General features: G+C 57.8%; 23 protein-coding genes and 1 tRNA gene. 11 read left to right on the forward strand and 13 right to left on the reverse strand.

The features are described 5' to 3' along the window. Positions 1-142 precede the first annotated feature (142 nt). The gene (locus E8M78_RS03290; RefSeq protein WP_137133835.1) at positions 143-1012 is read left to right on the forward strand and encodes a methyltransferase domain-containing protein; all 870 of its coding nucleotides are present in this window, start codon (positions 143-145) and stop codon (positions 1010-1012) included. Positions 1013-1038: 26 nt separating this feature from the next. Here the strand turns inward: E8M78_RS03290 and E8M78_RS03295 are convergent, their stop codons facing one another. The 6 genes from E8M78_RS03295 to E8M78_RS03320 all read right to left on the reverse strand — a co-directional run bounded on the left by E8M78_RS03295 (position 1039) and on the right by E8M78_RS03320 (position 5140). Beyond that, positions 1039-1221, reverse strand: a complete 183-nt coding sequence (locus E8M78_RS03295) for a Flp family type IVb pilin (protein WP_205910215.1) — start codon at positions 1219-1221, stop codon at positions 1039-1041. A 75-nt stretch (positions 1222-1296) separates the two neighbouring features. After that, on the reverse strand, positions 1297-1638 hold the full coding sequence (locus E8M78_RS03300; protein WP_062556009.1) for a hypothetical protein: 342 nt from the start codon (positions 1636-1638) through the stop codon (positions 1297-1299). A 137-nt stretch (positions 1639-1775) separates the two neighbouring features. Next, the gene (gene mutT, locus E8M78_RS03305; protein ID WP_137133704.1) at positions 1776-2189 is read right to left on the reverse strand and encodes an 8-oxo-dGTP diphosphatase MutT; all 414 of its coding nucleotides are present in this window, start codon (positions 2187-2189) and stop codon (positions 1776-1778) included. After that, on the reverse strand, positions 2186-2995 hold the full coding sequence (locus E8M78_RS03310; RefSeq protein ID WP_137133705.1) for a GNAT family N-acetyltransferase: 810 nt from the start codon (positions 2993-2995) through the stop codon (positions 2186-2188). Before E8M78_RS03310 ends, mutT begins: the two co-directional genes overlap by 4 nt. Continuing rightward, complete coding sequence (gene argJ, locus E8M78_RS03315; protein WP_137133706.1) at positions 2976-4217, reverse strand: bifunctional glutamate N-acetyltransferase/amino-acid acetyltransferase ArgJ; 1242 nt, start codon at positions 4215-4217, stop codon at positions 2976-2978. Before argJ ends, E8M78_RS03310 begins: the two co-directional genes overlap by 20 nt. A gap of 80 nt (positions 4218-4297) precedes the next feature. Then, positions 4298-5140, reverse strand: a complete 843-nt coding sequence (locus tag E8M78_RS03320) for a peptidylprolyl isomerase (protein ID WP_137133837.1) — start codon at positions 5138-5140, stop codon at positions 4298-4300. Between the two features lie 264 nt (positions 5141-5404). Here E8M78_RS03320 and secA point away from each other — a divergent pair, with 264 nt between their 5' ends. The 3 genes from secA to E8M78_RS03335 all read left to right on the forward strand — a co-directional run bounded on the left by secA (position 5405) and on the right by E8M78_RS03335 (position 11020). Further along, a complete protein-coding gene (gene secA / locus E8M78_RS03325; protein WP_137133707.1) occupies positions 5405-8122 on the forward strand; it encodes a preprotein translocase subunit SecA in 2718 nt (905 codons plus the stop codon). 215 nt (positions 8123-8337) lie between these two features. Further along, a complete protein-coding gene (locus E8M78_RS03330; protein ID WP_137133708.1) occupies positions 8338-9759 on the forward strand; it encodes a lipopolysaccharide biosynthesis protein in 1422 nt (473 codons plus the stop codon). Next, positions 9752-11020 (forward strand): GNAT family N-acetyltransferase, encoded by a 1269-nt coding sequence (locus E8M78_RS03335; protein WP_137133709.1) that lies wholly within the window; start codon positions 9752-9754, stop codon positions 11018-11020. The genes E8M78_RS03330 and E8M78_RS03335 overlap by 8 nt, the downstream gene beginning before the upstream one ends. A 100-nt stretch (positions 11021-11120) precedes the next feature. Here E8M78_RS03335 and E8M78_RS03340 read toward each other — a convergent pair. Next, positions 11121-11205 (reverse strand) — tRNA-Leu (locus E8M78_RS03340). Positions 11206-11402: 197 nt separating this feature from the next. Here E8M78_RS03340 and E8M78_RS03345 point away from each other — a divergent pair. Beyond that, entirely contained in the window at positions 11403-11921 is a 519-nt protein-coding gene (locus E8M78_RS03345) for a disulfide bond formation protein B (RefSeq protein ID WP_137133710.1), read from the forward strand. Positions 11922-11937: 16 nt separating this feature from the next. Here the strand turns inward: E8M78_RS03345 and E8M78_RS03350 are convergent, their stop codons facing one another. Together E8M78_RS03350 and E8M78_RS03355 are read right to left on the reverse strand one after the other, a co-directional pair. Beyond that, complete coding sequence (locus tag E8M78_RS03350; protein WP_062556015.1) at positions 11938-12495, reverse strand: HNH endonuclease; 558 nt, start codon at positions 12493-12495, stop codon at positions 11938-11940. A 99-nt stretch (positions 12496-12594) separates the two neighbouring features. Beyond that, positions 12595-13248, reverse strand: a complete 654-nt coding sequence (locus tag E8M78_RS03355; protein WP_137133711.1) for a DNA-3-methyladenine glycosylase — start codon at positions 13246-13248, stop codon at positions 12595-12597. 33 nt (positions 13249-13281) lie between these two features. Between E8M78_RS03355 and gluQRS the strand changes: the two genes are divergently transcribed. After that, positions 13282-14184, forward strand: coding sequence for a tRNA glutamyl-Q(34) synthetase GluQRS (gene gluQRS, locus E8M78_RS03360; RefSeq protein WP_137133712.1), 903 nt, complete (start codon positions 13282-13284; stop codon positions 14182-14184). Here gluQRS and E8M78_RS03365 read toward each other — a convergent pair. Beyond that, positions 14125-15078 carry a YihY/virulence factor BrkB family protein gene (locus E8M78_RS03365; RefSeq protein WP_137133713.1) on the reverse strand — a complete coding sequence of 318 codons (954 nt, stop codon included), beginning with the start codon at positions 15076-15078 and terminating at the stop codon, positions 14125-14127. The two genes, gluQRS and E8M78_RS03365, sit on opposite strands and share 60 nt — an antisense overlap. A gap of 65 nt (positions 15079-15143) precedes the next feature. Here E8M78_RS03365 and E8M78_RS03370 point away from each other — a divergent pair, with 65 nt between their 5' ends. The 5 genes from E8M78_RS03370 to E8M78_RS03390 all read left to right on the forward strand — a co-directional run bounded on the left by E8M78_RS03370 (position 15144) and on the right by E8M78_RS03390 (position 18797). Beyond that, complete coding sequence (locus E8M78_RS03370) at positions 15144-15977, forward strand: SDR family oxidoreductase (protein ID WP_137133714.1); 834 nt, start codon at positions 15144-15146, stop codon at positions 15975-15977. 146 nt (positions 15978-16123) lie between these two features. Beyond that, on the forward strand, positions 16124-16321 hold the full coding sequence (locus E8M78_RS03375) for a twin transmembrane helix small protein (RefSeq protein ID WP_137133715.1): 198 nt from the start codon (positions 16124-16126) through the stop codon (positions 16319-16321). A gap of 2 nt (positions 16322-16323) precedes the next feature. Further along, positions 16324-16902 carry a cob(I)yrinic acid a,c-diamide adenosyltransferase gene (locus tag E8M78_RS03380; RefSeq protein ID WP_137133716.1) on the forward strand — a complete coding sequence of 193 codons (579 nt, stop codon included), beginning with the start codon at positions 16324-16326 and terminating at the stop codon, positions 16900-16902. A 195-nt stretch (positions 16903-17097) separates the two neighbouring features. Next, a complete protein-coding gene (locus E8M78_RS03385) occupies positions 17098-17847 on the forward strand; it encodes an electron transfer flavoprotein subunit beta/FixA family protein (RefSeq protein WP_137133717.1) in 750 nt (249 codons plus the stop codon). A 20-nt stretch (positions 17848-17867) separates the two neighbouring features. After that, the gene (locus E8M78_RS03390; RefSeq protein ID WP_137133718.1) at positions 17868-18797 is read left to right on the forward strand and encodes an electron transfer flavoprotein subunit alpha/FixB family protein; all 930 of its coding nucleotides are present in this window, start codon (positions 17868-17870) and stop codon (positions 18795-18797) included. Positions 18798-18872: 75 nt separating this feature from the next. On the opposite strand, the gene E8M78_RS03395 is transcribed toward E8M78_RS03390, so the two are convergent. The 3 genes from E8M78_RS03395 to E8M78_RS03405 form a co-directional block, all read right to left on the reverse strand. Continuing rightward, positions 18873-19667 (reverse strand): 1-acyl-sn-glycerol-3-phosphate acyltransferase, encoded by a 795-nt coding sequence (locus E8M78_RS03395; protein WP_137133719.1) that lies wholly within the window; start codon positions 19665-19667, stop codon positions 18873-18875. A gap of 94 nt (positions 19668-19761) precedes the next feature. Beyond that, the gene (locus tag E8M78_RS03400) at positions 19762-20457 is read right to left on the reverse strand and encodes a YdcF family protein (RefSeq protein ID WP_137133720.1); all 696 of its coding nucleotides are present in this window, start codon (positions 20455-20457) and stop codon (positions 19762-19764) included. 91 nt (positions 20458-20548) lie between these two features. After that, complete coding sequence (locus tag E8M78_RS03405) at positions 20549-21499, reverse strand: ABC transporter permease (protein WP_137133838.1); 951 nt, start codon at positions 21497-21499, stop codon at positions 20549-20551. Positions 21500-21599: the final 100 nt, after the last annotated feature.

The raw sequence follows: 21599 nt of genomic DNA on the forward strand, positions 1-21599 counted from the left end.
CGACGTGCCTTAGAGAGACACTCAAACGGTCTTCATAAAAAAACAAACGAATTCAAATGAAGGCGCTATCTATCATGCTGAACCTCAACGCGATAGAAGACGCATGCCGCGCGGATCTTCGACACTATCGGTAAGTATCATCATGGACATTCTCTTCGATCTGGATCTGGTCACCGCACGACGTGAGCGCGCCGCACGCATGGCACAGCCCGGCAGTGACTTCCTGCTGAACATCGTAGCGCAAGAACTCGCGGAAAGACTGTCCGTGGTTGAGCGTCAGTTTGATGACGCCGTGGAATTGCATGGCGCCACAGGTCTTGCTGCAGCGCGTGCCATGGCAACTGGACGCATCGGAAAGCTGAAGAGGATAGAAACCGGCGGCCTGTTCGCGACACCACCGGGCGGCACAATCGAGCACGCGGGTCTTGAAGAGGTGCCGCTTGAGGATCAGTCCGTCAACCTCATTCTCTCGCCTCTCTCTCTCCATGTCACCAATGATACGCCCGGTATGCTCATCCGCATGCGCCGCGCCTTGAAGCCCGACGGCTTGCTTCTGGCAGCAATCCCCGGCGCGGGAACCTTGCAGGAATTGCGCGAAGTGTTGCTGGCAGCAGAGGCAGAAATCTATACGGGCGCCAGCCCACGCGTCATTCCGTTTGCGGATGTGCGCGATATTGGCGGACTGTTGCAGCGGGCAGGCTTTGCGCTTCCGGTAATCGACGCGGAAAACTACACCGTTCGCTATGACACGATCTTCGATCTCATGCGGGATCTGCGTGCCATGGGCATGACAAATCCGCTCAGTGGACGCAGCCGCAAACCTGTCTCACGACATTTCTTCATGCGAGCCGCGCAAATCTATGCGGAGCGGTTTTCCGATGCAGACGGACGCATACGCGCGACGTTCTCCATCGTTTATGTGTCTGGATGGGCGCCGCATGAAAGCCAGCAAAAACCGCTTGAACCCGGCTCCGCCAAAATGCGCCTCGCCGACGCACTGAAACTGAAATGAGCTGGGAAACCGCGGTCGACGACGCCTCAACCTTTGATGAGGTCACTGATCGTTGTAAACATTGCGCTGAGATTGTCTGAAAAGGCACCGATCCCAAGAATGAGCGCGCCTCCGATGATGCCGGCAATAAGCCCATATTCGACGGCTGTTGCGCCTTCTGTGTGACGGACACATCTTAGAATCCAGTACAATCCACTCTCCGTCAACACCGCATTGATTGTCGGCCGCAACGCTGGGTTTATTCCATTTGCAGCCGCTTGCGCCAGGATATTAGCCTAGGCCAGTTAACAGGGGGTGGACGCACCGTAACCTTGAACGATGCAGACAGAGCCAGGCGTATCCTGCAGAACGCTCTTGCGGATGGTGTAATGTTTGACGCCGCGGTCTGCGGGCTTGTCCGCTGGCTTCACCGATCCAGTCGTAATGAGATCAAAATCCTGCTGAACGTTGGCCAGTCGTTTACTGTCCTGCCGATTGGCAAGCATGGGCGTCACGATGAGCGACAGGGCGATGGCAGCCGTACCAAATAGGAGTGCTATATTCAGAACGCCGGTTCTACCGGTTCTGCCCGATCTGATCGAAGCCCGTTGCTGAGCACGGACCGTCTTCCAGAATTCGTCATCCATCGGAGCCTCGTCAATTTAGTTCAATAGCGCCCTATTTTGTATCGATCCCTTAAAGGATCTGTTAACGCGCGACTGATCATATGCGTGAGCGCACCATGGCTGTGGATAACTGAATCCTTATCATCTCTCTTTTCAGATCAAAGAAGATCCTGCAGAAAGGGAATGAGCGGCTCATCTGCGGGCGGCATGGGATAATCGCGAAGATTGGCCGGACGCACCCATTTGATGGCCTGTCCTTCTTTCCCAACGGGAATTCCTTCAAACCGCCGGCACACATACAGTGGCATCAGCAAGTGGAAATCCTCGTATGTGTGGCTGGCAAAGGTCAGCGGCGCCAGGCACGGCACCTTTGTGGTAATACCAAGTTCCTCGTGGAGTTCGCGCACGAGCGTTTCCTCCGGCGTCTCGCCGGCTTCGACCTTGCCACCGGGAAACTCCCAGAGACCCGCAAGGCTCTTTCCTTCCGGTCTTTGCGCCAGAAGGATGCGGCCATCCGCATCCACAAGCGCGCAGGCAGCAACCAGAAGCAGACGGCGACCGGGAGAGCTCATACAGTCGAATCCTTCTGCCGCCAGTATCGATAGTGATAGGCCTTTCGGAAACCAAACTTACGGTACAGCGCGATGGCCGCAGCATTATCGCCATTCACCTGAAGCCAACTGCTTCTCGCACCACTGATTCGCGCCCATCGAAGCGCAGCCGACAGCATCTCGGTACCAATTCCCTGACGACGGCGCCCTTCGAGCACGGCAAAGGAGAGGATGCCTGCAAGATCATTGTCCTGCACGCAAAGTGCCGCCGCCAGAGGGCCATCCGTTGCATGCTCCGAGGTGAAAAACCCCGTCGTCGGACGAATCGCCGTCAGGATCTCTGCAAGCGCGGGCTTCAGAGAGAGATCATCCCCCTGAACGGCAAGAAGTACGTCGATGAAGCGGCCCACATCATGGCTTGGAATATGATCGAGCGTGTCAGGCAACTCCAAAGCGGTCAGGTCCGCTGTCATCACCTGCACGGTCTCGAACGGCTCCCAGCCGGATTGCGCAAGCCGCCCCAGAAGCGGCTGTGGCGTCAGCGGCGTTTCACGAACAAGCAGCGGACGACCGTAATGCTCGAAGCGCTTGCGCGCCTTCTCGATCCGCATTTCGGCATCGTGATAATCCGACGGATCGAGCGGCACGACACAGTTGAGACGCTTCGACGGATGTCCGCCCGTCAGACGCACCTGCCAGCTGCCATCATAGACCACGGAAGCCGCAGGCCAGGCCCGAAAACCAACCGCCTCCAGACGGCGCACGAGCGGCAGATTGCCGTGGAAGGAAGTCGCCTGCATCAATCGATCAACTCCGGTAATCGCCATTGATCGCGACATATTCCTTGGTCAGGTCGCAGGTCCATACAGTGGCCGTACCATTGCCAAGACCGATATCGGCCCGAATTGCAATGTCTTCCTGCTGCATGACGGCAGTCGTCGCGGCTTCGGAATAGTCCGGATCGCGCTCACCATTGACCGCCACCCGGATATCCCCGAACCAGATCGCCAGCCGGTCACGGTCAGCCATTTCTCCGGACTTGCCGACCGCCATGACAACGCGTCCCCAATTGGCGTCCTCACCGGCAACCGCCGTCTTGACCAGCGGCGAGTTCGCAATGGACAGGGCAATGCGCTTTGCAGCCGCATCGCTTTCGGCACCGGTCACCGTGACCGCCACCATTTTGCGTGCGCCCTCACCATCGCGCACGACCTGCAGCGCCAGATCTTTGAGGAGGTCGTTCAGCGCATCGCGGAAGGAAACAAGGCGGGGGTCATCCGCCGTCTCCACCTTTTTCTGGCCGTCTGCTGCAGCCTTGCCGGTGGCAAACAAAAGGAGCGTGTCGGATGTGGAGGTATCGCTATCCACCGTAACAGAGTTGAAGCTCGGACCAACGCCTTGCGAAAGCAACGCCTGAAGGGCAGCGGGCGCGATATCAGCATCGGTCACCACGAAAGACAGCATCGTGGCCATGTCGGGCGCGATCATCCCGGCACCCTTGGCAATACCGTTGATGACGACAGGAACGCCGTCGATTTCGGCGGTGCGCGTGGCGACCTTCGGATAGGTATCGGTCGTCATGATGGCCTTGGCGGCTTCAAGCCAGAAGTCGCCGACCGCAGATCGGTGCATGTCTCCCAGTACACCGGCAAATTTCGTTGCATCCAGAGGCTCACCAATAACGCCGGTTGAAGCCAGATAGACTTCGTTTGTCTGGCAACCCACAGCCTTGGAGGCTGAATCTGCAGTCAACTCGGTCGCAGCCTTGCCCTTGACGCCCGTGAAGGCATTGGCATTGCCGGAATTGACAACAACGGCGCGTGCCGTGCCGTGGGGCAGGTTCGCGCGGCAGAAATCAACCGGAGCGGACGGGCATTTCGACCGGGTAAACACGCCCGCAACGGACGCGGGCTCATCGAATACCATCAGGAGAACATCGGTCCTGTTCTTGTATTTGATACCAGCGGCGGCTGTAGCAATCCGCACGCCGCGCACAACAGGCATTTCTGGATAGAATTTGGGGGCGAGAGGAGAAACAGCTGACGACATGACTCAGTTTCCAGACAATATTGGCTTCCGGACAAGAAAAGGCCCGCCAAAGCGGGCCGGTACAGGCTTGATGAGAGCTATTACTCGCTCTTGGTCAGTTCGTCATAGCCCTTACGCAGATTTTCGTCCACGATTTCCACCTTCTGGGCCTTCTTGGCCTCATCAATGATGGAGGAATACTTTTCCTGCATCACGATCTGGCGAACCTGCGGCTCAACCTGGTCGAAGGCTGGCGGCTGGGCGTTGCGCTTATCCTCGACCTTGATGACGTGATAGCCGAACTGCGACTTCACCGGGGTCTTGGTGTAGCTTCCCTTTGGAAGCGAGAAGGCTGCCTCTTCGAATTCCGGAACCATGCGGCCCTTGGTGAAGTAGCCGAGGTCACCGCCGTCGGACTTGCTGGAATCTTCCGACTTTGCCTTGGCCAGTTCGATGAAGTCCTTGCCGCCATCAAGCTGCTTGATGATGTCCTTGGCTTCGTCTTCGGTCTTCACCAGGATATGGCGCGCGTGAACTTCTTCTTCCTTCGGCATCGCTGCGATTTCCTTGTCGTAGCGGGCCTTGACCTCTTCCGGCTTCAGCTTGTCGAACTGATCGCGCAGATAGGCATTGTGCAGCTCGCGTTCCTTGAGGAACACCATGCGCTGTTTGAAATCATTGCCGTTCTGGATGCCGGCATCTTCAGCCTTCTTGGCCACAAGCTTGATATCGATGATCTGCGAAAGCGCCGCAACGGTCTTCTGTTCGTCCGGCAGCTGCTGATACTGCGCGCTTAGATTTGCGATTGCCGTATCGAGATCGGACTTGCGAATTTCCACCGTACCCACTTTCGCAACGACAGGGTTGTCCTGCGCAGCGAGAGGCGAGTGGAACGTGAACGCTGCGGCCAGGGTCGCCGCCGCGACGAATTTGGAGCGAAACATAAGGTAGGACCTTTCAAGTAAAGCACCGGTTTCAGTCTGCCCGATTCCGGCCATGGCACCTTCAGAAACACCGGATTGTGGCCATTCTGTATCGGCCAGAACCGTTGACATCATTCAACCCCCCTCTTATCTGTCACGCTACTTCGCGTCTAGAACAGTTTCCGGGCGGGTACTGTAATTTGTCTGTGAAAATTTCACGGGCTCAAGCAGTACCAGGAGCGCTCGGCAACCTGATGCCAAATCGATTCAGAAAGGACCATGTGCATGGTCAGCCTTGGTGCGATTGCACGCAAATTCTTCGGCTCCGCCAATGATCGCCGCGTGCGTGGCTATCGTTCGAGCGTGGAAGCCATCAGCGCCCTTGAAGAGAAGATGAAGGCGTTGACCGACGAGCAGCTTGCAGCAAAGTCGGTTGAGTTCCGTCAGGAGCTGGCAAATGGCAAGACCGTCGAAGACATTCTTGTGCCCGCTTTCGCTGTTGTTCGCGAAGCAGCGCGCCGTGTGCTCGGCATGCGTCCGTTCGATGTACAGTTGACCGGCGGCATGATCCTGAACCAGGGCGCTATCGCAGAAATGAAGACGGGCGAAGGCAAGACGCTTGTCGCGACCCTTCCGGTCTATCTGAATGCACTGACGGGTCGCGGTGTCCACGTCGTGACGGTCAACGACTATCTCGCCAGCCGCGACGCCGGCATCATGAGCCGTCTCTACGGCTTCCTGGGATTGACCACAGGCGTCATCGTCCACGGTCTCGATGACGACCAGCGCCGCGCGGCCTATGCCTGCGATATTACCTACGCAACGAACAACGAGCTCGGCTTCGACTATCTGCGCGACAACATGAAGTATGATCGCGGCCAGATGGTTCAGCGCGGCCACTACTTCGCCATCGTCGACGAAGTGGACTCGATCCTCGTCGATGAAGCGCGAACGCCACTCATCATTTCCGGTCCGCTGGACGATCGTTCCGAACTTTACAACACGATCGACAGCTTCATTCCGGCCCTGACGCCGGAAGATTACGAGATCGACGAGAAGCAGCGCTCCGCCAATTTCTCGGAAGTCGGCACGGAAAAACTTGAGAACCTGCTGCGTCAGGCGGGCCTTCTGAAGGGCGAGTCGCTCTACGACGTCGAGAACGTCGCGATCGTTCACCACATCAACAATGCACTGAAGGCGCACAAGCTCTTCCAGCGCGACAAGGACTACATCGTCCGTAACGGTGAGATCGTCATCATCGACGAATTCACCGGCCGCATGATGCCGGGCCGCCGCTATTCCGAAGGCCAGCACCAGGCGCTCGAAGCCAAGGAAAAGGTGCAGATCCAGCCGGAAAACCAGACGCTGGCATCCATTACCTTCCAGAACTACTTCCGCATGTATGAAAAGCTGGCCGGCATGACTGGTACGGCTGCCACGGAAGCGGAAGAGTTTTCCAACATCTATGGCCTGGATGTTGTAGAAGTTCCGACGAACCTGCCGATCCAGCGTATCGATGAAAGCGATGAGGTCTACCGGACTGCAGAAGAGAAGTTCAAGGCCATCATTGAAGAGATCAAGGCTGCCCATGAGAAGGGCCAGCCGGTTCTGGTGGGCACGACCTCCATCGAAAAGTCGGAACTTCTGGCGGCCATGCTCAAGCAGGCAGGCTTTGAGAAGTTCAACGTCCTGAACGCCCGCTATCACGAGCAGGAAGCCTACATCGTCAGCCAGGCTGGCGTTCCCGGCGCTGTCACGATCGCCACCAACATGGCTGGCCGAGGAACGGACATTCAGCTGGGCGGCAATATCGACATGCGGCTTGAGCGTGAACTGGACGGCATGGAACCGGGGCCGGAGCGTGACGCGAAGGAAGCGGCCATCCGCGCCGAGGTCAAGCAGTTGAAGGAAAAGGCGCTTGCCGCAGGCGGGCTCTACGTCCTTGCAACCGAACGCCACGAAAGCCGCCGTATCGACAACCAGCTGCGTGGCCGCTCCGGTCGTCAGGGCGACCCGGGTCGTTCGAAGTTCTATTTGTCACTTCAGGATGACCTGATGCGCATCTTCGGCTCGGATCGCATGGACAGCATGCTTCAGAAGCTGGGTCTCAAGGAGGGCGAAGCCATTGTCCATCCGTGGATCAACAAGGCGCTGGAGCGTGCGCAGAAAAAGGTCGAAGCCCGCAACTTCGATATTCGCAAGAACTTGCTGAAGTACGATGACGTGACGAATGATCAGCGCAAGGTGATCTTCGAGCAGCGCATCGAGCTGATGGACGCGACGGACCTTACGGAAACCGTCACCGACATGCGTCACGAAGTGATCGAAATCCTGGTCACCAAGCATATTCCCGAGCGGGCCTATGCCGAGCAGTGGGATGCAGTCGGCTTGAAGGAAGCGGTTCTGCAACAGTTGAACCTCGATCTGCCGATTCAGGACTGGGTGCTGGAAGAAGGCATCGCCGAAGACGATATCCGCGAACGGATCACAGCGGCTGCCGATGCTGCGGCCAAGGATCGTGCGGAGCGTTTCGGTGCGGAAATCATGACCTATGTCGAACGGTCTGTCTTGCTCCAGACGCTCGATCACCTGTGGCGCGAGCATATCGTCAATCTTGATCACCTGCGGTCTGTCGTCGGCTTCCGAGGCTACGCCCAGCGTGACCCCTTGCAAGAATACAAGGCGGAAGCCTTCGAACTCTTCCAGGCGCTCTTGGCAAACCTGCGCGAGGGTGTGACGGCGCAGCTGATGCGCGTGGAACTGATGCGCGACGAACCAGAGGCGCCTCAGCCGCCGCCAGTCATGCGGGTTCATCATCTCGACGCGACGACCGGTGAGGACGAGTTTGGCCAGAACGGCGGCGGTTTCGTGGCTGTCGCAGCGCCTGAGAACCGTGATCCCAACGACCCGCAGACCTGGGGACGCGTTGGCCGCAACGAGCCCTGCCCTTGCGGTTCCGGCAAGAAATACAAGCATTGCCACGGCGCGTTCGAGCAGGCCTAGGACTTAAAACCCAACCGAATTAGCATTACCTGAAAGGCTCCGGTTTCCGGAGCTTTTTTTGCATGGCGCGGCCCAAAGTAACTTCCAAAAGGGCGACACAGGCGAAAGATGTGTCACGATAGGTGTGTTTTTACGAAACAGGATCACGCTTCCTTAACCGTGCACGGCGCAGAATTGGCATATGTAATTGCTGCGCCAAGAGTATTGCGTTTTTCATGACAGTGATCGAAACAGCAGAGCGGCTTTTGCCGCTTGGCCTGAAGAACCGGCTGGCGCCTTTGCTGCGTCGGCTGGAACCGATCCTGCATGACGATAGTGAAACGGCGCGCGCCCAGCGTATGGCCCTGATTGCCTTTGCTATTCGCATCATCAGCGCAGCAATCGCCTTCCTCTCCCAGATCATTCTGGCCCGCCTGATGGGCGAGTTCGAATACGGCATCTTCGCCTTCGTCTGGGTTTTGGTTGTCGTCTTCGGCAATCTGTCCTGCCTCGGCTTCCATACGGCCGTCATCCGCTTCCTGCCACAGCATCAAAACCGCGGCGAAAGTGAACTGGTGCGCGGTCTGAACTGGACGGCACGCATTGTCGCCATGCTCTCAGCCACCGCGCTTGCCATATCCGGCCTCGTCTTCATGCAGGTGTTTGACCACATCATCCCGGATTACTGGATAATACCGGTCTTCCTGGGCCTGTTCACACTGCCGATGATCGCGCTGGGTGACGTGCTGGACGGAACGGCCCGGGCAAACGGTTGGGCCGTCACCGCACTCAGTCCTACCTACATCATCCGTCCGTTGCTGATCCTGTTTCTCATGCTTCTGGCCGTGTGGAGTGGTCAGCCGCAGTCCGCTCACACGGCGATGGAAGCCGCCCTTGCTGCGACCTACATCACTACATTGTTCCAGTTCGTCCGGATGACCTACCGTCTGCGCCGCCAGCTCGGCAAAGGCTCACTTTCGTTTGCACTCATGCCGTGGTTCCGCTTCTCGCTGCCATTGTTCCTCGTCGATGGCATCGGCTTCCTGTTGACCAATGCGGATGTCGTCGTTGTCGGCTTCTTCCTGCCGCCGGATCAGGTCGCAGTTTATTACGCCGCCGCAAAGACGATCGCACTGGTGCAGTTCGTCTACTTCTCGGTCAAGGCAGCGGCCGCACCGCGCTTTGCCGGCATACTGGCGGAACAGGATCGGTCAGCGCTGGCGCAATTTGCGGCACAGGCAGCCCGCTGGTCCTTCTGGCCGGCTCTGATGGTCGGCCTTTCCGTTCTAGCGATGGGAGAAATCCTTCTCGGCCTTTTCGGCCCCGCCTTCGCCAGCGGCTATCCGCTGATGGCCATCCTGTTCGCGGGTATCCTTGCAAAGGCACTCGTTGGTCCGGGCGAAGTTCTGCTGAATATGGCCGGACGACAGTCTCTCTGCGTCGCCATCTATGCAGTGGTGCTTGCCTATGCGGTCATCGTAAACATCGTCGTCGTCCCGCGTTTCGGCCTCTACGGTGCAGCCTCGGCGACTGCAAGCACCATGATGCTGGAGGCAGTCCTCCTCCACATAGCCGTTCGCAAAAAGCTCGGGATCATCCTGTTCGCCTTCGCCCGCGCGGTCAAAAACCCAAATACGGAAGGAGCATCCCATGGTTGAGCTTCCGCCCCGCGGTCCTTTTCGTCTTGATCTGGACGTAGCACCACAAAAGCCGAAGCTGTCCATTCCCGAGGCTCCGATCAGGGCATCGGTCGGCAGACCGGGCCGAACCTTGTCGATCTACCCGGCATCCATGGGCTATGATCTGCAGGATGAACTGGATTTTCTGTCCAACCGCGCCATGGAGCCGAATGTCTTCTTTACCGGACGCATGTTGGCGCCCGCCATGCCACGTGTGGAGGATCGTCAGGTCCAGTTCGCCCTCATTCGCGATGACAGCGAGACCCGTAGCCGTATGCGACTGCTAATGCCCTTCTCACAGGAGAAGCCAGGCTTTTCGCTGGGTGCTTCGATCATCCGGGCATGGGCCAACCCGTTCGGCCCATTGGGAACACCTTTGCTTGATGCGGAAGACGCAGCAGAAACCCTGGACAATCTGCTCGATGCACTGAGCCAGAAGCAGTTGCGCCTGCCTGACGTTCTCGTCCTTCCTGACCTGCGTCTCAATGGCCGCTTCGCCCAGTTGATGCGCGCGGTGGCAGTGGCACGAAATCTGCCGGTCAGCATCACCAACACGTTCCAGCGCCCATTCCTGCAGAGCACGGAAGATCCCGAACTTTATCTTCGTAAGGCAATTTCGTCTCATCACCTGCGGGAAATGCGCCGTCAATGGCGCCTCCTGGAGCGACTGGGAACCGTAACCTACGATGTTGCCCGTCAGCCCGATGAAATCCGCCGCCGGACGGAGGAGTTTCTGGCGCTGGAAGGCAAAGGCTGGAAGGGTCGCAAGCGGTCGGCCCTGATCAATGACCGATTCCGCGCAGCCTTCGCCCGGGAGGCCATCGGAAACCTTTCCGATATTGACGCCGTCCGTATTCATACGGTCAACCTGAACGGTCGCGCAATCGCCTCGCTCGTCGTCTTCGTCATGGCTGGAGAAGCCTATACCTGGAAGACCGCCTATGATGAGAACTTTGCCGCCTACTCGCCGGGCAAGCTTCTCATGATGAAACTGACGGAATGGCATCTGGATGACCTCAACATCCAGCGTAGCGATTCCTGTGCCGTGCCGGATCATCCCATCATGAGCCGCTTCTGGACGGAACGGGAGGAGATGGGAAGCCTCGTCATCGGCCTGAAGGAAAATAGCGACCGCGATGTCCGCCAGGTCGCCGCACAACTTCATCTCTATAGAAACACGCGGAACATGGCACGAATCCTGCGCGAGAAAATCCTCGGACTTGCCGGTCGGGACGGGTAGGAAAATCTACCACTAGCATACGCCGATCCGCCCGCCACGTGGCAAGCCGAAGTGCAAACAGTCATCGAAAAACAAAATGAAAACCTGCAATAGATCTCGATGGTGCCCCGTGCCGGAATCGAACCAGCACTCCTCTCGGAACCTGATTTTGAGTCAGGCGCGTCTACCAATTCCGCCAACGGGGCATCGAAACAGGTGATTTGCGTCTAGCATAGCCAAAAGGCACGGCGCAAGCCGTTGCCGGAATGTTTCCGTGCTGATTTGCGAGAAAGTCGCTCACGATCTTTTGCCGTCCTTCGGATCTCCCTGAGGCACCAGAAACATTTACAGCGGCTTTCGACTTGCCTATCAGAACGTCAGCCTATCCATCCGGAGCTTTTCGATGTCCGCCACCCAATCTCCAGATCTTCGCCGCAGCCTGATGGGCCACTCACTTGCGCTCGCTGTCGGTATGGCTGCAACGGTTGGCACGGCGCTCGGCTTCCAGCACCTTGGCGGATACATTCCCTGCGCGCTCTGCCTGTTGCAGCGCGAACCCTACTACTGGGCCATTCCCGTTGCGCTCGGGGCGCTCGCCACGGCCGTGTTTCGGCTTCCCGCCAACGTAACGCGTGGCCTTTTGGGTATCGTCGTGATCATGATGCTGGTGGGTGCGGGCATGGGTGTTTATCACTCAGGCGTCGAATGGGGCTTCTGGGCGGGGCCGGCGACCTGCTCCACCACCGCCAACGGGCTCACCACCAATGCCGGTAATCTGTTGAGTGACCTGAACTCGGTTCATGGTCCCTCATGCACGGAAGCGGCCCTGCGCGTTTTGGGTCTTTCCTTCGCAGGGTGGAATGTTCTTGCCAGCATAGCACTCGCGGCAATCGGCATCCGGGCCATCGTAAATAAGGCCTGATCCAGGTCAGGCGACTTTACGGCTGAAGCTCCGAATCCCAGTAAAGGTAATCCATCCAGCTTTCATGCAGATAGTTCGGCGGGAAAAGTCGCCCGTTATTGTGGAGATCCTGCACGGTGGGGGGATAGGGCTTCTGCGCCGGAAACATGCCTGCCTGCTTGGGAAGTTTGCTACCCTTGCGTAAGTTGCAGGGTGAGCAGGCGGCGACAACATTTTCCCAGGTTGTTTCCCCGCCATGGGCTCGGGGTATCACGTGATCGAAGGTAAGGTCTTCGCGCGAGCCACAATACTGGCATTCGAATTTGTCGCGAAGGAAAACGTTGAAACGGGTAAAGGCAGGATTTCGTGTTGGCTGAATGTAGGTCTTGAGACTGACGACGCTTGGTAATCGCATCGAGAAGGTGGGAGAAGAAACCGAGTGGTCGTATTCGGCTATGATATTCACACGGTCAAGGAAGACTGCCTTGATCGCGTCCTGCCAGGACCAGAGCGACAAGGGGTAATAACTCAGCGGCCGGTAGTCAGCGTTCAATACGAGCGCCGGCAGGGCCTGCGGGGAGACTGCTATCGTCAACGAACGCTCCTCACCGATTCGGCTTATGTCTATTCTATATTAGGTCCGTTGTTACAGGAATGTGAAGCCCTTTTGATGTCGCAGTCTCAGATTAGCGAATCAGTTGATGGGGATAGCGTTTCGGCCCATGCACCTTGCGTAATAGGCCCAGAACAGACGCGCCGCGACGGAGCGATAGGGTTTCCACCGGCTGGCAATGCTCTCCAACTCTGCGATAGATGGTCGCACCTCGTGGCCCAGTGCATGACCCAGAGCATGCCCGACAGCTGCACGCAGCGCCACGTCACCCGCCGGAAACACATCGCGCTCGCCTAGACAGAACATAAGATAGACCTCGGCGGTCCACCGCCCGATGCCCTTCAGCGCCGTCAGCGTACGGATCGCCTCGGCCGCAGAAAGTTCGCTTAGGCTATCAAGGTCCAGATCTCCGTTGATAATCGACCGAGCTACACCTTCAAGCGTTGAGGCCTTGGCGCGCGACAGTCCGAAAGTCGCCACAAGCTCCGGCGAGCAGGCAAGATAGCCTATGGCGGAATGCGCTCCCTTATCCACCATGCGCGCCCAGATCGCATTGGCAGCGGTTTTCGAGATCATCTGCGAAACGATGATATAGGCTAATCCCTCGAAGCCGGGTTCATGCAGCCGAAGCGGCACCGGACCAGCCACGGCAATGACGGGCGCCAGAAGCGGATCAATCTCCACCAGACGGGCAAGGCCCACATCTATGTCGGCTTCGTTTCGTATCAAATTCATCGTCAGTCTCATCGTTTTCTGTCACAAGGAAGCATGTCTGCGCCTGATCGTCATTCCGTTTTTCGTTTCGCACCCAGCCCGAATGGCCTGCTCCATCTGGGCCATGCCCTCTCGGCATTGCTGAACCGGCAGATGGCGAAGTCCTGCGGCGGACGAGTTTTGCTACGAATTGAGGATATCGATCAGACCCGCTGCCGCCCTGAACTGGAGCAAGCCATTTATGATGATCTTCGATGGATCGGCTTCGAATGGGAAGAGCCGGTTCGACGCCAGACCGAACACATAGCCTCCTACGAGGCCGCTCTGCGAAAGCTTAAGGATCGTGGCCTCATCTATCCTGCCTTCATGACGCGCGGAGAGGTCAAGGCCCGCGTCGCGGCGGCTGAGGCGTCGGGCGAAAGCTGGCCGCGAGATCCGGATGGCGCACCCCACTACCCCTTAGATGACAGAACCCGAAGCAGATCCGAACGTAACGCTCTCATGAAGCAGCAGCCCCGCTTTGCCTATCGGCTGGATATGGCGCGGGCGATGAACGAGATTTCGACGCCGCTTGTCTGGCAGGAAACAGGCGATAGCCAGACCGGAACCATCGCGGCCGATCCATCGCAGTGGGGGGATGTTATCCTGTCGCGCTCGGATGCGCCCTCAAGCTACCACCTTTCCGTTGTGGTAGACGATGCGGCGCAGGGCGTGACGCAAGTTGTTCGAGGCCTGGACCTGTATCACGCTACGTCTGTGCACCGACTGTTGCAGGAATTGCTCGGTCTGCCGCAGCCAGTCTACCATCACCACAGGCTTGTGCTTGGAGAGAATGGGCGCAAGCTTTCCAAAAGCGAGCAGGCAACCGGCCTTGGCAGCCTGCGCCAGGCGGGGCTTTTACCGGCGGATATCCGCCGTCTTGTGGGCCTCGTCGAACCGGGGCTGATCCAAGTCTGAAGCGATAACCTTCTGATAGTCTCGAGCGTGTTTGAGCGTCGAGTAGACGCGGTACTTCATCAGGGCTGCATTCACCTCCGCGCCCAGCATGAAGATGACGCCGACCATATAGAGGAAAACGAGCACGATCATCACCGAGGCGAGACCGGCATAGGTTGCGGCATAATTCGCGAATGTCGAAAGATAGGAGGCAAACGCGAGCGCGAAACCGGTCCAGCACATCAAGGTCAGCAGGATCCCCGGCAGGATATCGATCACCCTGCGGCTCCCGGCGGGCAGGAACTTATGGCAAACGATCAGGCCTATGAAGAGCACGATCACAGTTCCAAGCACGCCAAAGTTCGAGATGGCGGAAAGCTCGTCCTGAAGCCAGGGCAAACGGGTTCCGGCAAAACGAATGGCGATCGGGATAGCGACCAGAACGATGCTGATCGCGGCAAAAATCACAACCGCCACGATCACGTAGCCAAGGCTGGTAAGACGTGTGATGTACCATGGCCGGCTTTCCGCCACGCGATAGGCACGGTTCAGCGAAATGCGCAGTGCCTCCACCCCGTTAGAGGCAAAATAGGCTGCGGCAAGAACGGAGATCGTCAGCAATCCGCCGCGTGGAATATCCAGCACACGTTTGATTTCCGCTGCCAGCGGCTCGGCAATATCGGACGGCCAGGTATCGAACAGCAGATGGACAGCCGTGACGGAGAATGTATTCGCGCCCAGAAATCCGGCAAGCGCCGTACCAAAGATCAGGAATGGAAACAGCGCAAGCAGACCCGACAAGGCCACATGGCTTGCCATGGCCCAGCCGTCATCGTCGTTGAAATGGCAATAGGCATCATAGAAAACCTTGAAGGCAAGGCGATGCCACCGGATCTTTGCCGTTTCGTCTGCCAAGAGGAACTCCGTTGTCACTGCAGGCGAAATATGGGAAACGCAAAGGAAAATGTAAGGGAGAAACCATGCCGGAGCGCAAAAGCATCATCATTACCGGATGTTCTTCCGGCATTGGCGCCTTTTGCGCCCGCGCCCTGAAACAGGAAGGCTGGCGGGTTTTCGCGACCGTCAGAAATCCGGCTCACCTCGCCGCCCTGGAAGCTGATGGCATCGAGGCACTGCTCATGGATTACACCGATCACACATCCATTTCTGCGATGGTGGCAGAAGTGGTCAGCCGAACCAGTGGTCGTATCGATGCACTGTTCAACAACGGTGCCTACGGCCAGCCGGGCGCCGTAGAGGACCTCACGACCGATGTGCTGCGGCTACAGTTCGAAACCAATGTTTTCGGCTGGCATGAACTGACGCGGCAGGTCATTCCCTACATGCGAGCGCAAGGATCCGGTCGCATTGTCCAGTGCTCATCGATTCTCGGCCTTGTCCCCTTTCGGTATCGTGGAGCCTACAACGCCTCGAAGCACGCCATCGAGGGTTTGAGCGTGACATTGCGCATGGAACTGGATGGAACCGGCATCTTCGTTAGCCTCATCGAGCCGGGACCAATCGAGTCGCGCTTCACGGCCAATGCGCTTGCGGCCGTTCAGGCCCATATCGATGTGGAAACTTCGGCCCATGCAGAGGAATACAAGCGCCAGCTTGCGCGGCTGGATGGGTCAGGCCCGGTGAACAAACACAAGCTGGGCCCGGATGCCGTGTATAAGGTGCTGCGCCATGCCTTGACCGCCCCGCGTCCAAAACCACATTACGTTGTTACGAAGCCTGCGAAGAAAGGCGTTTTGGCCAAGCGCCTGCTGCCAGCAGATCTGCTGTACCGGCTTCTTCGTAGAATGGACTGACAAAAGCAATTCAAAGCAAGACTGTAAAACTGGTTTTGCCTCCACAATTGCCCGAAGACAAATGAGAAATCCGGATCGAAAACGCGCCACAGATCTCACGGGCGCGTTTCAGCAGCGACACCTTTCAGGGGGAAGGCTTTAGTACCATGTCGAGTTTCACCACTGTTCTGGCTCTGATCGTCATGGGCCTTGTGGTCCTTGTTCTGATCAAGGGCCTGATGAATATGGTCAAGGGTCAGGACGTAAACCGTTCGAACAAGCTCATGCAGATGCGCGTCATGCTGCAGGCTCTTGCCATCATCCTCATCATGCTGACCCTGTGGCTGACCGGTGGGGGGCGCTGATCATGGTGAAACTGAACAAGATCTACACCCGCACCGGCGACGATGGAACGACAGGGCTGGTGACCGGCCCGCGGCGATTGAAGCATGATCTGCGCGTCGAGGCCTATGGCACAGTGGATGAAACCAACTCACTGATCGGCGTGGCACGCCTGCACACGGCAACTCACGCTGATCTGGATGCCATGCTATTTCGCATCCAGAACGATCTTTTCGATCTGGGCGCAGATCTCGCCACGCCAGACACGGGCGAAAAAGTGGAGTGGGAGCCGCTTCGTATCGTACAGTCACAGGTAGATCGCATCGAGGCTGAAATTGACCAGCTGAACGCCTCGCTCGATCCCCTCACCTCCTTCGTTCTTCCCGGTGGGTCTGCCGCTGCCGCCCATCTGCATGTGGCGCGCACGGTCTCGCGGCGCGCGGAGCGGTTGATGGTGGAGCTATCGAAGACCGATGGTGAAATTGTCAGTCCCGCAGCCCTCAAATACATCAATCGACTGTCGGATTTTCTCTTCGTTGCATCGCGTTTCGTCAACGAAGGCGGCAAGGCTGATATCCTCTGGGTACCCGGCAAAAACCGGTAGTCACCGAGAGCATCGTCACCACACAATTTGTGGGGGCGTGTCGCTCTTGGAATGGGGGCATGACAATTCCACATCTATGAAAAGCCGAAAACTCTTTGTGTTCGGTGTAAAAATGCGTATCCATGTCGCCCATTGACAATCAGCGGTTCGGGAGAGGCCGCATTTTCCCCATCAGTCGAATTGAGGAAGGAAGTCATGAAGATTCTGGTGCCTGTAAAGCGGGTAGTTGATTACAACGTGAAGATCCGTGTGAAGGCGGATGGTACGGGCGTCGAGCTTGCAAACGTCAAGATGTCGATGAACCCGTTCGACGAGATCTCGGTGGAGGAAGCCCTGCGGCTGAAGGAAGCCGGCAAGGCTGAAGAGATCGTCATCGTCTCCATCGGCCCGGCCAAGGCGGAAGAAACGATCCGCACGGCACTCGCCATGGGCGCCGATCGCGGCATCCTGATCGAGACGGATGAAGCCGTGGAGCCGCTGGCCGTTGCCAAGCTTCTGAAGGGCGTGGTCGAGGCGGAAAATCCCGGTCTCGTCATTCTTGGAAAACAAGCCATCGATGACGACTCGAACCAGACCGGCCAAATGCTGGCAGCCCTCTTGAAGTGGGGTCAGGCAACCTTCGCATCGAAGGTCGAGATCGGTGATGGCTCTGCAAAAGTTACCCGCGAAGTCGATGGTGGCCTCCAGACGATCGACGTGAAGCTGCCCGCAATCGTCACGACGGACCTGCGCCTCAACGAGCCACGCTATGCTTCACTGCCGAACATCATGAAGGCGAAGAAGAAGCCGCTCGACAAGAAAGCCCCGGCTGACTTCGGCGTCGATCTGGCACCGCGCCTGAAGGTTCTCAAGACGGAAGAGCCGGGTGGCCGCAAGGCTGGCATCAAGGTCAAGAGCGTGGCCGAACTGGTCGAAAAGCTGAAAACCGAAGCTGGCGTCCTCTAAGGTTAAGGAGAACATCGAAAATGGCTATTCTTCTTCTCGCAGAACATGATGGCGCAAGCGTCTCCGATCAGACCGCAAAAGCGCTGACTGCCGCTGCCAAGATCGGTGGCGATGTGCATGTGCTGGTGGCCGGCTCGGGCGCCAAGGGCGCGGCGGATGCCGCTACGAAACTCTCCGGCGTATCGAAGGTGCTGCTGGCCGACGATGCCGCCTATGCAAACAACCTGGCGGAACCGCTCGCCGATCTCGTCGTATCGCTCTCCGGCGCATACGATGTCATCATCGCTGCAGCGACAGCATCCGCCAAGAACGTCATGCCGCGCGTGGCGGCTCTGCTTGACGTGATGCAGATTTCGGAAATCATCGAAGTCGTGTCTGCAGACACCTACAAGCGTCCGATCTATGCCGGTAACGCCATCCAGACGGTACAGTCCACCGACGCCAAAAAGGTGATCACGGTACGCACGGCAGCTTTCGCTGCAACAGCTGATGGCGGCTCAGCTTCGGTGGAAGCCATTTCGGCGGCGGGTAATCCGGGTGTGTCGACATTCGTGGAAGATGCTTTGTCGTCGTCCGATCGCCCTGAATTGACCTCCGCCAAGATCATCGTGTCCGGCGGCCGCGCGCTTGGTTCGTCCGAGAAGTTTCAGGAAGTCATCCTGCCGCTCGCAGACAAGCTGGGTGCAGCCGTTGGCGCATCGCGCGCAGCAGTCGACGCCGGCTATGCGCCGAACGACTGGCAGGTTGGCCAGACCGGTAAGGTCGTTGCCCCGGATCTCTACATCGCCTGCGGCATTTCCGGTGCAATTCAGCACCTTGCAGGCATGAAGGATTCGAAGGTCATCGTCGCTATCAACAAGGACGAGGAAGCCCCGATCTTCCAGGTGGCCGACTACGGCCTCGTCGGAGATCTGTTCGAACTTCTGCCGGAACTGCAGAAGTCGCTCTGATCCTGCATTAGGCGAAACAAAAATGCCGCGTCACCGACGCGGCATTTTTTTATGCACTCCTGCATCTTTGAAATGTCACAGCGCGCCAGTTTTCTGTCGCAATTCCGCAACGCGCTTGGCGGCGGTCGGCGGTAGCGGTAGATCGGGATTGCGCTCTACGGCATCCAGAAGCACCTCATCGCTGGCCTTTTCAAGCACCTCGATCAGATGTTCGAAAAACGCATCCGGGTCCATGCCGGGCTGAATGGCAGGCAAAATGCGAACCTTGAAACGACCGGGATATCGCATCGTGCTGCGGCGAGGCCAGAAGAGGCCCGGCTGCATGGCAATCGGCACGACCGGCACCTCCACATCGCGGTAGATACGGGCAATGCCATAGCGGTAGGCGGGCTCGGCACCGGGCGGCCGACGTGTTCCTTCTGGATAGATGATCAACTGACGTCCTTTTTCCATCTCAAGCTTGGTGCGCCGCATCACATCGACCATGACCTTGCCGCGCGCACCGCGATTGACCGCAATCATCCGCTGTTTCTTAAGATACCAGCCGAATAGCGGAATCCAGGTCAGCTCCCTTTTCAGAATATAGACCGGGTCACTCATCCATGGCAGCAGAGCATAGGTGTCCCAGAAGCTTTGATGCTTTGGCGCGAAAATGCAGCCGGTCTCGGGGATATTTTCAAGCCCCTCGATCTCGAAGGTCGTACCGACGATCTTTTCCATCAGCCAGTGGTTCGATCGTGCCCAGGCTCTTGGCACGGAATAGGCCTTCTTTCGCGGCAGCAGAAAATACACCGGCGTCAGGACGATCATGCGGACAATCAAGTTTGCGTAGAACAGGATGTTGAAGATTTGCGAACGCAGAGCAAGCATCAGGCGCTTCCGAATGGCAGAATGGCCCGTCCCTACACCATGAACTGCCAAAGCGAAAGCAGATCCGATAAACCGCATGGGATAATCAGATTACTCAGCGCCGCGGCGGGGCGCTTTCAGTCTCGATCTGCTGCTCGGTCCGCAACCCATCACTTTGGCTGTAGCCGATCACCGCCCGCATGCTGGCCGCTGCCATCTTGGCATATTCGGCAAGCATCAGGCGCAGGGCATCCGGCTCCGTGAACCATGCCTTTCGCGAAAGATCGGCATTGATGACAGGATAGGGAATGAATTCCGTTCGATGATCGCGCCGTCGCAGTTCCAGCAAGGTGCGCGGCATGTGGTAGTTGTTCGTCACCACCAGGACGGACCGATAGTCATGATCGCTGATCCAGCGGGTGATCTCATTGGCATTGCCGATGGTATCCAGCGCCTCGTAGCCGATATCGACACAGCACCTGAACAGATCGGGCGAGGCCTGTGTCGCACGACGGATCGATCCGGGAGAAGCAGCCGGATGTGCACCCGAGATCAGCAATCTTTGCCCCGCCTTGTCCCGAAGCAGACCGACCGCCTGATCAACCCGCTGATATCCTCCGGTGAGCACCACGATGGCATCCGCCTTCACGCCATCCGGCGTCTTCAACGAGGTTACCGTATCGGCAAACCACAGAAACCCACCAAACAACAGCGCAATGACCAGAAGCAGAAAAATGCCGATATAGCGCAGCATACGCCGCAAGGGCCCATGTCGACGAAACCATCCGCGCTGTCCCGGTTGCATTAACATCTGTGGAATCCCGGTACTCTGCTTTGCGTCGTCACCTCTTATTTTCCGTAGATAGCCCGAGTTGAATCAGGAAAACAGAGGTAATCATCCATCAGGATGACGGTAAACCATCGGAACGACCCGGATCGGACCGGATAAGGTCAATTTCGTCGATCGTCCGCATCACCGTAAAGCGCGCCGTCAGCGTGGTCAAAAGCGCAATCACGATCATGGTTGCGACAATCCCAAGATAACCGAAAAAATCTATCGTAAAGGTTCCAAACAAGGCCGTTGCCTGATCGCTCTGCGGCGTGGCCAGCGAATTGCTCTGCCAAAGACTTGCCGACGCAAACAGAAGCGCGGCAAGCGCGCCACCTGCGGCAGATCCCTTCAGGCTGATCTTGAGAAAATGTTTCTGGAACTCACTGGCGACGAATCCGCTCTCGGCGCCAACGAAATGCAGAACCTCCACGATATGGCGATTGCCGGAAAGAGCACCACGCGTCGCGAAGATCACAGTCAGGATCATGGCTGTGAAAACCAGGATCAGAATGCTCATTCCAATCAGAACCGTCGTATGCGCCATGGAAACGAGCCGGCCCACCCAGGTGCGGTGATCGTCGAGAAAGGCCTGCGGCACTTCTGCCTTGAGTAAGTCGCGCATTCCCGCGAAATCCGGCGGATTTGCCTCGTCGATGGTGATGATGACGAGGCGCGGGACCGGCAGTTCCTTCAGATCCAGCCCTGTGCCCAGCCACGGCTCCAGCAGACGCGCGGTCGCGGCATCGTCCATGATGGTGCCCTGCTTGGTGCCGACAAAGGTGAGCGCAAGATCCCGCGCCTTCTTGAGCGCCGCATCCATGTCCAGCCCGTCCTGCGGCTTGATCTGGATGGTGATTTCACGCGAAATCTGGCTCTCCCAGCTTGAGGCGGTTGCCCGCACCATGCTGACCCCGCCGAACGTGAGGCAGGCGAGAAACGACATGATGGCGATGACAACCATCAGCGCATTGCCCTGAATATTCGACGGCGGCAAGATTGGACCGGTTGGGCGAACCCGCATCTCCGTTCTGCGCCCGCCTGAGCTCGAACCGCTCGGCGTGGCCGATGTCTTTTCCGGTTTTGAACCGGATTTCTTCAGCGCGTTTTTCAGGCGGTTGAGG

Origin of the sequence: Rhizobium sp. FKY42, from assembly GCF_005222835.1 — a bacterium.
GTDB lineage: Bacteria > Pseudomonadota > Alphaproteobacteria > Rhizobiales > Rhizobiaceae > Neorhizobium.